12 protein-coding genes are annotated in these 12495 nt (G+C 58.2%); 1 reads left to right on the top strand and 11 read right to left on the bottom strand.

Going from position 1 to position 12495, the window contains the following annotated elements:
• Nucleotides 1-181: 181 nt before the first annotated feature.
• The 5 genes from cysD to FVV99_RS06165 all read right to left on the bottom strand — a co-directional run bounded on the left by cysD (nt 182) and on the right by FVV99_RS06165 (nt 3959).
• Nucleotides 182-1099 carry a sulfate adenylyltransferase subunit CysD gene (gene cysD, locus FVV99_RS06185; protein ID WP_148253149.1) on the bottom strand — a complete coding sequence of 306 codons (918 nt, stop codon included), beginning with the start codon at nt 1097-1099 and terminating at the stop codon, nt 182-184.
• Between the two features lie 202 nt (nt 1100-1301).
• The gene (locus FVV99_RS06180; RefSeq protein ID WP_148253148.1) at nt 1302-2060 is read right to left on the bottom strand and encodes a metallophosphoesterase; all 759 of its coding nucleotides are present in this window, start codon (nt 2058-2060) and stop codon (nt 1302-1304) included.
• Nucleotides 2060-2506, bottom strand: a complete 447-nt coding sequence (locus tag FVV99_RS06175; protein WP_148253147.1) for a DUF1249 domain-containing protein — start codon at nt 2504-2506, stop codon at nt 2060-2062. The genes FVV99_RS06180 and FVV99_RS06175 overlap by 1 nt, the downstream gene beginning before the upstream one ends.
• Before the next feature lie 43 nt (nt 2507-2549).
• Nucleotides 2550-3191 carry an NUDIX domain-containing protein gene (locus FVV99_RS06170; RefSeq protein WP_148253146.1) on the bottom strand — a complete coding sequence of 214 codons (642 nt, stop codon included), beginning with the start codon at nt 3189-3191 and terminating at the stop codon, nt 2550-2552.
• Between the two features lie 129 nt (nt 3192-3320).
• Nucleotides 3321-3959, bottom strand: coding sequence for a tetratricopeptide repeat protein (locus tag FVV99_RS06165; RefSeq protein WP_148253145.1), 639 nt, complete (start codon nt 3957-3959; stop codon nt 3321-3323).
• Between the two features lie 214 nt (nt 3960-4173).
• On the opposite strand from FVV99_RS06165, the gene greB reads away from it, so the two are divergent.
• Nucleotides 4174-4713: a transcription elongation factor GreB gene (greB, locus tag FVV99_RS06160; RefSeq protein ID WP_148253144.1), complete on the top strand. Its 540-nt coding sequence runs from the start codon at nt 4174-4176 to the stop codon at nt 4711-4713.
• 3 nt (nt 4714-4716) lie between these two features.
• Here the strand turns inward: greB and FVV99_RS06155 are convergent, their stop codons facing one another.
• The 6 genes from FVV99_RS06155 to FVV99_RS06130 all read right to left on the bottom strand — a co-directional run bounded on the left by FVV99_RS06155 (nt 4717) and on the right by FVV99_RS06130 (nt 12465).
• The gene (locus FVV99_RS06155) at nt 4717-6222 is read right to left on the bottom strand and encodes a FecR family protein (RefSeq protein ID WP_148253143.1); all 1506 of its coding nucleotides are present in this window, start codon (nt 6220-6222) and stop codon (nt 4717-4719) included.
• A 6-nt stretch (nt 6223-6228) separates the two neighbouring features.
• A complete protein-coding gene (locus FVV99_RS06150; RefSeq protein ID WP_161598969.1) occupies nt 6229-7524 on the bottom strand; it encodes a tetratricopeptide repeat protein in 1296 nt (431 codons plus the stop codon).
• 55 nt (nt 7525-7579) lie between these two features.
• Nucleotides 7580-9808 (bottom strand): CHASE2 domain-containing protein, encoded by a 2229-nt coding sequence (locus FVV99_RS06145; protein WP_148253141.1) that lies wholly within the window; start codon nt 9806-9808, stop codon nt 7580-7582.
• Nucleotides 9809-9895: 87 nt separating this feature from the next.
• Nucleotides 9896-10549 (bottom strand): cyclic nucleotide-binding domain-containing protein, encoded by a 654-nt coding sequence (locus tag FVV99_RS06140; RefSeq protein ID WP_148253140.1) that lies wholly within the window; start codon nt 10547-10549, stop codon nt 9896-9898.
• A gap of 87 nt (nt 10550-10636) precedes the next feature.
• Nucleotides 10637-11647 (bottom strand): methyltransferase, encoded by a 1011-nt coding sequence (locus FVV99_RS06135; RefSeq protein WP_148253139.1) that lies wholly within the window; start codon nt 11645-11647, stop codon nt 10637-10639.
• Nucleotides 11644-12465, bottom strand: coding sequence for a methyltransferase domain-containing protein (locus FVV99_RS06130; protein ID WP_148253138.1), 822 nt, complete (start codon nt 12463-12465; stop codon nt 11644-11646). The genes FVV99_RS06135 and FVV99_RS06130 overlap by 4 nt, the downstream gene beginning before the upstream one ends.
• Nucleotides 12466-12495 lie beyond the last annotated feature (30 nt).

Below are 12495 nucleotides of genomic sequence, written 5' to 3'. Positions count from 1 at the left end.
TAGGACTCGATATCGTCGGCGATCAAGGGAGAAGAGTGGGACATAATCAACCCTGGGAAAATGGAAATATGGGTGGAGCCATGCAAACGAAGCATCGCGGTCGACACCGCTCCTACCCACCTCGGCTACCTCGCCTGGTGTCATGTAGGAGCGACTTCAGTCGCGATCAGACCAACAAGCGTTAGAAATACCCCTCGCGTTTCTTCTTCTCCATGCTGCCAGCCTGGTCGTGGTCGATGGCACGGCCACTGCGTTCGGAGGTCTTGGTCAGCAGCATCTCCTGGATGATCTCGGGTAGCGTGGTGGCCTTCGATTCCACCGCGCCGGTCAGCGGGTAGCAACCCAGCGTACGGAAGCGGACCCACTTCTCTTCCGGCACTTCGCCAGGCTCCAGCGGCAACCGATCGTCATCGACCATGATGTCGATGCCGTCACGCTCGACCACCGGGCGGGGGGCAGCGTAGTACAGCGGCACGATGGGAATCGATTCCAGGTAGATATACTGCCAGATGTCCAGCTCGGTCCAGTTGGACAGCGGAAACACCCGGATCGACTCGCCCTTGTTGACCTTGGCGTTGTAGATATTCCACAACTCCGGGCGCTGGTTCTTCGGGTCCCAACGATGATACTTGTCGCGGAACGAGTAGACCCGTTCCTTGGCCCGCGACGCTTCCTCGTCGCGGCGTGCGCCCCCGAATGCCGCATCGAAACCGTACTTGTCCAGCGCCTGCTTGAGCGACTGGGTCTTCATGATATCCGTGTACTTGGCACTGCCATGGTCGAAGGGATTGATGCCCGCCTGACGCCCCTCTTCGTTGATGTGCTCGATCAATTCCATGCCCGACTCCCGCGCCATCCGATCGCGGAATTCGATCATCTCGCGGAACTTCCAGGTGGTATTGACGTGCATCAGCGGAAACGGCGGCGTACCGGGATAGAAGGCCTTGCGCGCCAGGTGCAGCATCACCGAGGAGTCCTTGCCGATGGAGTACAGCATCACCGGTTTGGCAAACTCGGCCGCCACCTCACGGATGATATGGATTGACTCGGCTTCGAGCTGTTTCAGGTGCGTCTGTCGTTCGGGGGTTAACTCAGTCATCGAATATCCAGAAGAATTCAGGAATCAATAAAAACAACGGTCATCAAGCATCTCCCTCGGATGCTGCACGTCCGTACGTACCTCGCGACTCAGCCTGTACAGAGTCTCACGAGGACGTCAGGTATTGCCGTGCGTCCAGCGTACATGGATGCTAGGGTACTTACCCATCAGAGATAACGTCAAAGAATCAAGCAATATCCTTTTAGCTCAAAAGAGAATAACAAGATAAAGGATCGACCCGTTCGACCCAGGTATCCAGAGTCGCTTCGTACAAATCGATCACTCGAAAACCAGGGCGTGACGCGGTATCGAGAGCGAACTCATCCGCTCCCGGCAGGAATTGATCCGAGGTGGAGGGGCATCCATAGACGGCAATGACACCCTCTTCAAGATGGCGTTGACTGGCAAACGCTTGATGGATGTGCCCACAAACGATGGCCTGCACCTGAGGATAGGCCGCGAGTACCTGCCAGAGAGCCTCTCGATCCTCGAGGGCAATGCTGTCGATCCAGGCGGAACCGATTTCCACGGGCTGATGATGCATGGCAAGCAAGGTCGGGCGTGCATCGTCCTCTAGCCGGTCAGCCAGAGTCCTGAGCTGTTCCGGTCCCAGGCGCCCGTGCGCTTGGCCATTGACCTGAGAATTCAACGCCAGTAGACGCCAACCTTCCAGATCGACATCCTCATGCATCTCGTGATACTCGGCCATGAGCGATTGGTGGTCATGGTTGCCGGGTATCCAGAACCAGGGGCATTCCATGGTAGCGAAAGCATCGATGGCATGCTGATATGCCGTCGGCGTCTCGTCATGAGCGATATCACCGGTAGCCAACAACACGTCAGGCCGAAGCTGGCGCACATGCAACAGGACATCGTGCAACTGAGGCAGGGGCATTCCGAGTCGTCCCCGAGCCCGAGGGTCAGCAAACAGGTGGCTATCGGTCACCTGAATCACACGCATCAACGCAGCTCCGGCAGATCCAGTGAGTGGCCGTGAGCCAGACCGTGCTGGAGCCACTCACCCAAAAAACGGTTGAGCTGCAGCTTTTCGTCCGGCTGATGCATATGGGCATTCGGATACCGGTAACGACCATCGAAATGACGTTTACGCTGAAAATCAGTCACTTCGGCCATCCGGACATCGTGATACAGATGAACTCGCATGCGTGGCGGATCGACGAAATCATCCAGGACCCCCGATTGCGACACCCTGATGATCGAGGTGTACGGTGCACACTCCAGCACTTCCAGCCACAAGCAACCAAGCCGCTTGTCGTGATTCTTCAAGGCCACTTCACGCACTTCACCGGCTTCCAGATCGCCAAGCATGCGAACCAGACGCACATAGTTGGCAGTGCATTCGCCCTGCAACGTCTTCAGGTCTGTGACATAAGCGGCTTTCGTCACGACATTACCTCTATTCGATACTCAACGTCATCGTTACATACCATCAATGAGCCGCCCGCAGCGAAGCTCGTTCACGTGCCAACCACTGGAAAGCGATCAAGCTCATGGCATTGTCCAACCGACCGGCCCCGACAAGTTGAGAAAGCCGAGGATACGCAACGACATGCACCTGAATGTCCTCATTCTCTTCATCGAGGCCATGCACGCCGCCCAGGCCGTGGCTGTCGATCAGACCACAGTATAGACTGACGCGCTCATTGCAAGCCCCGGGACTGGGATAGTAGGTATACAACTCGAACAGCTCGCCCACCTCGCAGCCCGCCTCTTCCAGTGCTTCACGGCGTGCAACATCGGCGGGATCTTCACCATTCTCGACCAGGCCCGCCACCACTTCCAATTTCCAGGGGCTGGTCGGGTCGTCGAGAGCCCCAGCGCGAATCTGCTCGACCAGCACCACGGCATCTTGCTCCACATCGTAAAGCAGCACACCGACGGCATCATGACGAACATGGACTTCACGCACGACCTCTTCACTCCAGCCGCCATCGAACAAGCGGTGGCGCAAACGACGCCGCTCCAGACGAAAGAAACCTTGATAAAGGCATTCATCGTCGCAACGCTCGACATCGCTGGCGCCGAAACGAGGCAACGCGAGAGAGCCGGCAGACTTCGATCGCTCGTCCATGACATCTCCTTGCGGTGGCGAAAGCCTCATTATCCTGACCGGGCGCCATGCTGCCAATCGAGAGATTACACGCTTGTACCGACGCTTCGGCTAGCCCCAAGGGCGCATTGTCCCGATCAGGGAATAGGTTCAGGACGACAAACGATCGATGAGCTTCCATGCGTCATCACGCAGCGCTTCATCCGACGCCGTGCGTCCTTCGCGAGATTCACCCTCCACGGCCAGTCGCGCGTGTTCTAACGCGTCATCGACGCGCCCTTCTTCTTCGAGGAAGACAGCATAATAGTAATTGACATCGATACCCTCGGGTCGAATTTGCCGCGCGCTCTGGAACAGCGCCTCTGCCGTGTCACTATCGCCGAACCCGAGTGGCCAACCGGGCACGCGTTGATAGAGCACGGCGAGCGTGACATACGCGGACGCGTTACCACCACTCGGATCGAGTTCCACGACTCGTTCCAGGTCATCACGGGCTTCCTTGGCCAAGCCTAATGCACCGGGGCCTCCCTTGGCGCGTGCCTCAGAGGCCAAAGCAATGCCTTTCCAGAGCAGCGCATCGGCATCATCAGGGGATGACTCGACCAGCTGCGTCGCCTCCTCGACGAGCTCGGCGTACGCTTGTCCGCGTGCGTCATCCGGCATGTCGGTCGTAATGGTTTCCCAACGCTCACGCAGCGCGGCTACCTCACCATCATCAGCCAGTGTCGTGACCGGCCCCATCAGTATCATCACCAGCATGACAGCCACGGTTGAACGACAATATGACATGTCTCACTCCTTGTGCTGACTCGGATTCACTACGCTCTGTCTGAATAATGACTGCGACTGTCCATACGGTGTTTACCCAGCGGATAGGTCACAGGATCACCAACGCACTGTAACGAACGTTTGAAACGGAAGCCAGTCACCATTGACGGGTTGGCGTTACGCCCATGCTTACGTAAGGTTCGCACCATAGCATAGCGAGGTGGATGGCAAGATAATGAAAGGTCGCAACATGACACGCTGGCGCGATCCCGCCAAGGATCCTCGCCAGGAGCCCAAGAGCAACTTGATCACGGCCGAAGGCGCTGAGCGACTGCGAGGCATTCTCGACCACCTGACACGTGTCGAGCGGCCGCGGCTTTCAACGAAGGTTGGTGAAGCGGCCGCTCAGGGCGATCGCAGCGAAAACGCCGACTACACCTACAACAAGAAAGAACTGCATCGGGTGCTGGGACGTATTCGTTACCTAACCAAACGCCTGGACGAAGTCCAGGTCATCGACCGGCTACCCGCCGACACCGAGCGCGTCTACTTTGGAGCTTTCGTTACGCTGGAAGATGAGAACGGCGATGAATTGTCCATACGCATCGTCGGCCATGACGAAACCGACACCGGTAAGCACTGGATCAGCGTTGACGCCCCTCTCGCCAAGGCCCTGCTCGGCAAGGGGCTCGACGACGAAGCCACGGTCGCCGCTCCTGGTGGGGAAACGACCTATATCATTACCGATATTCGTTATCGCGCCCCTAACGCCTGACTCTCACTCACCTTCCAGCAGGAAGACGCCCCGGGTCTCGGCATCACCGGCCTCCAGTCCAAACCGCCCGGCGAGTCCTTCGGCGTCCTCTCCGACCAGATGCATGAGCAACTCACCACTATCGATGGCTATCTCTCCACTACCGTCGTCATAGGTTCCTTCGTCCAGCACCCCCCGCAATTCATTCGCGGAAAACTCGCCTGCGAAGGAGGCATCCCAGCTTTCTTCGGGAAATGTCAATAACAGATCAAGAGCAAATTCCGCTCCAAACCCGAAATTAGTCAAGTTAGCAGAGATGCTCTGTTCACCACTTTCGGTGACCAATGTTCCAGATGCCGCTTGCCCGACGAATCCGGATATTTCGCTATAGGTCACATTGTTCTCCGTGCTCAAAAACCTCTCGTCGACTACATCATCAGGTGTTGGCTCATACGCCATCCATACCACCGGTTCATCGAGTTCACTCTCACTACCATCCTCGCGAGTTTCCAGCGGTTCATTCCAGGCGCCCCAACTCACCTCGAGATTGTCGGCCGACTGATACATCCCATCATCATCACCGATGGTTACGTTTTCGCCATCCACGGTATGAACGAGCCTGGCCGTATCATCGTCGTAGTATTCGACATCGGCTGCCTCGATCCATTCCCCCTCACGGGATAGGAAGGCATCGTCCTGAGTACTTATCAAGTCGGGTTCTTGCGGTTCCGGTTCCGGCTCGGGTTCGGGTTCGGGTTCGGGTTCGAATCCTTCGCGATAAGCCTCATCGTTCTGCAATGATTGATCGAGATAGAGCACGCTCTCCTCTGACTCGCCAGCGTCGCCGGCCCTGCTTCGTGAGTCACCATCATCACCGCCATCATCGCTACCAAGGATGCGGCCGAGTGGCTCAGGCATCGATATACGCCCCTCCGGTGGTGTCGAACGGTCGGTGACATAAGCAATGCGATAGCTTTCGTCATCCCCGATGACCAACTCACCCGCCTCGTTATCCACACTGATCCGACCATCCTGAACTGCAGCGTGGAGAGCCCCATCATCCTCGACGAATAGTCGATAAGTGGTACCACGGATGCCAATGGTGGCCGACGGGGTATCCACGGCATATGTCTCTTCACCATCGATGGCCCCGCTGATGGCACGCATGCCCCCTTTGAGCAGCGACTTGGTACTACGACCCACTTCCTCTTCATCATCCGCGTCGGGCTCGACGAACTCATCGATACGAAGTGCACTATCAGCGTCCAGTTGGACCAATTCACCGTCCTCGAAACGAATCTGCCCTCGCGACGATTCCCCCGTCACCACAAGCTCTTCAGGGAACACCTCGGAACGCCGGGACAATATCCTGGCCTCACCCTCCATACGGGCCTCGACGTCACCACTAGTGCTGAGCACGACTCCCGCCGGCTCATCATCAGCCACAGCCGGTAACGACATTCCCCACAGTAAGCAGTGGATCAGGCCGGCTGAAGGCCATCGGCCTGCCGCAGCGCTCATCTGGAACATGCTGTCTCACTCCCATACATAACGTACTCGAGCCTGCACCTGAGTACGGTCATAATCATAGAGCTTGATCGAAGACTCATTGACCAAATGGCTGACCCCCGAGCCCAATCGCCACCCATCGTCGAGCTGCCACCACCAATCGAGCGAGGCTTGCGTCAGGCGATCGCGGCGAGGGTCGGCAAACAGAGGCTCTTCATCATCATGACTGGCTCGCTGATGAACTACCTGGGCCGAGAATGTGTTCGACTCGGTGGCACGCCAGTCCACCCCCAACCTGACCCCCTGATAATCGCGACCATAATGACCGGCCCCATCGCCACGAGGCTCTTCGATACCGGCGTACACCCCAGCCGACAACCGAAGTCCAGGACCGGGTAGCCACTGTTCTATCCCTCCACCAAGTGACGCACTGTTGACATCCCGACTAGCCAGATCGGGATAGTCGGTGGCGCCGACACGCCCAAATAGATGCAGCTTACGGCCAGGCTGCCACTCGTGGGAGAGCTCTGCACCGAAACCGGTATAGCGGCGGTAACTGTCCCCACCGAGTTGCAGTTGACGCCATTCCAACGGCAGGCGTATACGCCCCCAATCTGTATCGAATCGACCACCGACCCGCAGCCGAACCTGGCGCTGATCGTACTCGTCATGGTGGTGATAACGGCGTTCGCTGAGGTCGACACCAGCAAAGAGACCGCTATGTTGCGTCACGGGACGACGATAAGACGCGCCACCTTCCAGTGTCAGAAATTCGTCGTCGATATCCTCGACGGCCAAAGGAATCTCGGGCAGCATCGGCAAAAAGAATTCATCGCCGGTCGCACTGTTCAGGTTGTCGTCGTGGCCCGTCTTGATTCCCATATAGCCTTCGACGTGGGCTTCCTGTTCGCGTTGACGCGACGCTATCGCTGTCAGAAAACGCTCAATATTGTCCTGCACCTGACTGGGGGGATCGTTGTTCAATACCCGCTGGAACTGCTCCCGGGCACTGTCATATTCGCCAAGTTGGAAATAAGCACGCGCCAATTCCAACCGAGCACGACCATGCGATGGCTGAACATCCAGCACCCGGTTCAGCGCAGCCTGCGCATGGGAAGGGCGATCGGCAGCAAGGGCCGCCATTGCCAACGCATAATCGAAGTCAGGGTTTCCGCCATATGCAGCCAAGTGGCGGTTGCCCCACTCATGAGCGTGACGTGGATTATATTGACGTTGGCGTTGTTCGATCTCCTCGGCCGCGGCACGGGCGTCTTCGTCATCATCGGCGGGCACAGGCTCCGTCACTGACGCTATCAGGATCATGGCCAGTAACACTCCCAAGCACCTCGCGCCAGAACCGCGGCAAGGAGGTGTCCCATCACTTGTCTCTTTGCACATACACTCCATCCCAATCCGCAGGCAGCGTCTGCTCCCGCAGCATAGCGATACGCTCACGATAGAGCGCATACAGCTTTGTCGGCGGTTGATCATCGTGCTCATATTGTTCCTGAAGTCGTGCAAAACACCGGTCAGCCTGACTCCAACGTTGGGCACGGAAATCCTGCAAAGCCTGATGGTAAGCGTCGATAGCCTGGCGCTCCGTCGTGGTGAGATCCTCACGACGACAGACGGGTTGATAGATACGTACTGCCCGAGACTTCCCTTTGACACGCAATAGATCGAGTTCGCGATAGATGAAAGACTCGCCGGCCAACTCCCGGGTGCGCTCTCCTATCACGATCCCCACCTCATAAAATCGGGTGACATCCTCCAGACGTGCTGCCAGATTGACAGCATCCCCCAGCACCGTATAGGCGCGCCGATAGTCCGATCCCATATCCCCCACGTTCATGACACCACTGTTGATTCCCACCCCGATCTCGATCGGTGGTAATCCTTCGCGGCGAAAGGTGTCACGTAGACGAGCCGCTTCATCCAGCATGGCCAGTGCGGCTTCGATTGATTGCTCCGCATGATGCTTGTCCGACAGCGGCGCTCCCCAGAACGCCATGACCATGTCACCTACGTACTTGTCGACAGTGCCACGGGTCTCGAAAATGACCCGTGTCATGGGGGTGAAAAACCGGTTGAGCAGGTCCTTGAGTTCATTCGCGCTCAAGCGCTCTGACAACGCCGTGAACCCGCGGATATCGCTGAACAGCACACTGAGTTCGCGTGATTCTCCCTGAAAACCATAACGGTCGGGGTTTGCGCTCATTTCATCGACGAGTGCCGGTGGCACATATTGACCGAACATTCGCTTGATGCGTTGCTTGTGGCGTGATTCGAACAGAAAACCGTAGGCCAGGTTGAGCGCTGCCACCATCACGACAACGAGCAACGACCCGGCCAGGTCCAGCACAATGCCGACCGTGTACCAGGCCCATAGATTGCCGAGGACGGCCCCCATGACGGCCAGGAACACCGTGATGCCCTGCCATATGGGAGAGAGTGTCGGCAACAACAACGCCAGTAGAATGCCCAGGGCCAATGTCGTCGCGATTTCTGTACCGCGCCCCCAGTCGGGGCTGACCAGTTGGCGCTCATCCAGCATCGCCGACAGCAGGTTGGCATGGATCTCCACTCCTGGAAAAACGCCACCTACCGGCGTGTTACGCAGATCGAACAACCCCTGGGCCGTAGTACCTACCAGCACGATAGCACCCTCAAGGGTCGACAACGCCTCCTCCCGTCCATCCAGAACATCCGCAGCGGAAACATAGGGAAAACTTCCCCTGGGACCACGGAAGGGGACGAGCATGTTGCCCTCGGCATCGGTGGCAATTCGGGTGCCGCCCACATCTATCGCTTCCAGCACCTGCTGGTCGCCTGCCCTTTCCGTTTCCAGGCCCACTTTATCGGCCAGGGTGTACAGGCGCAGGGTCTCCAGAGACAGAGAAGGATAAACAGAACCGTCATGACGGGCCACCAGCGGCACCCGACGAATCACACCATCCCGGTCGGGTTGCAACGAAAAAAAGCCACCGTGTTCACCGGCCTCCTGTAAGACAGGAATGTTACTGGTATAAGAGGTTCTCTCGGGAATGCCCAAACTGGTGGGATCAGCAAGATCGGTTTTCAGCGGTGGCGGCAATTGACCGCTACTATTGGCCTCATCGTGAAGCGTGAAACCCAGCACCGATTCACTGGCTTCGAGAGCCTCGGCCAACGCTTCATCACCATCGATACGCTTTGCCAGATCAGCAAACTCCTCCTCGAAGGAGGCTGCCTCATCTTCGGGTAACGACTCGGCAAGCTGAGAGACGCTATTACGCTCCGGTTCGGGCCACATGATGTCGAAGGCGACAACGGCAGCGCCGGCATCACGCATCCGCTCGACGAGGGTCGCCAAACGCTGGCGTGGCCAGGGCCATTGCCCTTCCCGATCCAGCGACGATTCGTCGATATCCACGATCGCAATACGCTCATCGACTTGCGAGTCATCGTCGACCTGACCTGCCAGTCGCAAGTCATAGGCGAGCAACTCAAGCCGCTGATAAAGGCCTGATACACCGGGCACATGCCCGGTTTGCACCAGTACCGCCAGGAGCGTCAGAGCAAGCCCAGCCGCCCTCACCGTCAGACGCGGCGATGGCCTTTTCGGCATGATCCGTCATTTCCCTGCTTCAACATGTATCATTGTCATCGACGGACAAGATCTCAGGAATATACCACGATTGCAGTGCAGATCTGATCATGCACCGATCTTGCGCACCAGGTCCTGCCCGACGATAACATTGAATTTCTGTATGAGGTGAGGACGCCTTCGCTCCAAGCGGCTCAGATCCTCATGGGTCCAGATCATGAGTTCTACATGGTCATCGATGACCACATCGGCATTGGCACTGGCGTGATTGATGTAGCTCATTTCGCCGACCAGATACATGGGTCCCAGGCAGGCGACGGTATGGCCATCACGCTCGACACGCACTTCTCCGTCAAGCACTAGGTAGATGCGATCGGGTACCTCACCCTGACGAAGAATGCCGCCGCTGTACCGAGTTTCACGTTGCCCTCGCTGCCAGAGCTGACGAAATTCGCGTGCCGTCATGAACCAGAAGACGGCCCGGTGGATTCGATCGAGCTCGTCGGGCAATTCCAGCATGCGCCGTTCGTGCAACAGTATGGCTACCTGGACACCATTGACGGCGACGAATAACGAATTCCAGACCAGCATGGCCAAGTTGTCGATACTGGCGCCATAAAGCAGCATGGCCATCGAGGCAACGATCAACAGAATCCGCAAGATCAGGATGTCACGCACCAGATACGCCACCAGCATGATGGCATATGAGAGGCTCACCATTCCGGAATCCAGGAACAATGACTGGCTCAAGAATTCATGCATTCCCTGCCTCGATGACCTGACCGGTCTTGGTTGATTATCCTGACGAAACTCTCGCTACCCTAGCATATTCCGCGTTTCAGCCGATCGTTAAATCGCGTGACGCTGAGATAGCACCACTCGATACACCCGATATCGACGGTCATCGGCCAGTATCTCGCAGTGACCGAATGTCGATTCCAGCAGATCGGGATAGGGCAGGAACGCATTGGCCACCAGTATCAGCTGGCCACCTGGTGTCAGGTGCTGAGGGGCCGCACGAATCAGCCGCGCCGCGGGGCCGTAATCGATCGTTCGCTCCTGATGAAAAGGCGGATTGCTGACGATCATATCGAAGCGGCGCTCATCCAGGGCCGAGTAGACATCGCTGGGCAGGACCTCTCCCGTCAGGCCGTTGGTCTGCAGCGTGCACCGGGTCGCTGCAACGGCGAATAGATTGACATCGACCGCCGTGATATTCGCACGGCGTTCCGACAACCAGGCGCTGATCACGCCATCACCGCACCCCAGATCGAGCACCGTCCCCGGGGCATCGGGAAGATGGGCTTCCAGCGTGGATAACAACAGCCGTGTGCCATCATCTAGCTTGCCATGTCCGAAGACGCCCGGGTGGCTGGCCAGGGTCAGATGCTCCGCCTCGAAGGTCTGCCAGACGGCATCGGCCGCCACGGAAACCCGCTCCAGCCGAGTCTCGAACAGCGTAGAGCGCCGCGCGCTGTCACGCTTGCGACACCCCAATCCCAGTGCCGCCAGGACCTTGAGCACCCGTTTGACACCGCCCTGATTCTCACCCACCACCTGCAGTGGCGTACCGGCCGGTAACCGCTCGCACAGCGACAATAACCACCACTCGCCCAGCGCATGGCTCTTGGGCCAGAACAGCACGGCGCCGGGAATATCCTCCAGTGGTTCCGTGGAGAGAGCCGAACCGGCGGACTTACCGCTGGCTCGCCAGGCATCGAGCACGCTCTGGTCGCCACTGATCACGCCGCCACCGGCCTCCAGCAACCAGTCATCCTGCGGTGGAGCCACCCACCACCACTGCCGATAGTCCATCGCCTGGCGTTCCAGCAACTGGCAGACAGGTGTCTGGGCGTTCATGCATTCCCCTCATCATGCCCCGCATGCGGCTTGCGCAGTGTATAGAGCAGGTAGCGCCCCAGTCGCCAGTGCGGTTCGCACTGACAGTACTGCCGCTCGAGAGCCAAGAGTTGATCGTAGGTCTCAGCAGACGCCGCTGATACGCCACAATAATCGGAAAATACCCGAATCCCCGCGACCGACTCGACCGTCAAGCCCTCCTCGGCCGCCCAGCGAGCGATCTGCGCGTGGCTCAGTGGGGAGATCGGCGTCAATCGCTGACCGCGTCCCTGTCCGGCCAGATCATCCTGTTGCACCTTGTCCCAATTCCCCTTGAGTACATTGGAGAAGCGCAAGGCATCTCTATTGAATACCATCAATGACACTTGACCGCCCGGGGCCAGCAACCCATTCAGCGTCGATAGCGCCGTACGTGGCTCGGCCAGCCACTCCAACACGGCATGGCAGACGATCAGCGGCCAGGGACCCGGCGTGAATTCGGTTAAGCGTTGCAAGGGCGCCTGCACGTAACCCTCCGCCTGTCCGCCCAAATGCTCCCGGGCGCGTGACAGCATCGCTTCAGCCGGTTCGGTGACGGTCACGGCGTGCCCACGTTCGATAAACCACACCGCCATCTGTCCCAGCCCGGCACCGACTTCCAGCACCGGTTGCGACTCGAGCGTCAGCATGCGCGGTAACAGATGATCCAGCATCGCCAGTCGCAGCGCCCCGCGCGTTCTGCCATAGAGGCTATCGGCAAACTTCTCCACCAGGTCGTCGAAATGGCGGTCGCCTTCGGGCGACAACCAATCGGCAGTGGACGGGGGGCGAGCGACCATCAGAACTCCGGCAGGAAAACAGTGGGCTGA

Source organism: Aidingimonas lacisalsi (assembly GCF_008079445.1).
Lineage (GTDB): Bacteria > Pseudomonadota > Gammaproteobacteria > Pseudomonadales > Halomonadaceae > Aidingimonas > Aidingimonas lacisalsi.
Note: the sequence above shows the minus strand (reverse complement) of the source record. Positions and strands in the feature narration are given on the sequence as shown.

What these genes read in the sequence shown, in the direction of transcription:
- cysD (WP_148253149.1), bottom strand. Translation starts at nt 1,099, where the DNA reads ATGACTGAGTTAACCCCCGAACGACAGACGCACCTGAAACAGCTCGAA.
- FVV99_RS06180 (WP_148253148.1), bottom strand. Translation starts at nt 2,060, where the DNA reads ATGCGTGTGATTCAGGTGACCGATAGCCACCTGTTTGCTGACCCTCGG.
- FVV99_RS06170 (WP_148253146.1), bottom strand. Translation starts at nt 3,191, where the DNA reads ATGGACGAGCGATCGAAGTCTGCCGGCTCTCTCGCGTTGCCTCGTTTC.
- FVV99_RS06165 (WP_148253145.1), bottom strand. Translation starts at nt 3,959, where the DNA reads ATGTCATATTGTCGTTCAACCGTGGCTGTCATGCTGGTGATGATACTG.
- greB (WP_148253144.1), top strand. Translation starts at nt 4,174, where the DNA reads ATGAAAGGTCGCAACATGACACGCTGGCGCGATCCCGCCAAGGATCCT.
- FVV99_RS06155 (WP_148253143.1), bottom strand. Translation starts at nt 6,222, where the DNA reads ATGTTCCAGATGAGCGCTGCGGCAGGCCGATGGCCTTCAGCCGGCCTG.
- FVV99_RS06150 (WP_161598969.1), bottom strand. Translation starts at nt 7,524, where the DNA reads ATGATCCTGATAGCGTCAGTGACGGAGCCTGTGCCCGCCGATGATGAC.
- FVV99_RS06145 (WP_148253141.1), bottom strand. Translation starts at nt 9,808, where the DNA reads ATGCCGAAAAGGCCATCGCCGCGTCTGACGGTGAGGGCGGCTGGGCTT.
- FVV99_RS06140 (WP_148253140.1), bottom strand. Translation starts at nt 10,549, where the DNA reads ATGCATGAATTCTTGAGCCAGTCATTGTTCCTGGATTCCGGAATGGTG.
- FVV99_RS06135 (WP_148253139.1), bottom strand. Translation starts at nt 11,647, where the DNA reads ATGAACGCCCAGACACCTGTCTGCCAGTTGCTGGAACGCCAGGCGATG.
- FVV99_RS06130 (WP_148253138.1), bottom strand. Translation starts at nt 12,465, where the DNA reads ATGGTCGCTCGCCCCCCGTCCACTGCCGATTGGTTGTCGCCCGAAGGC.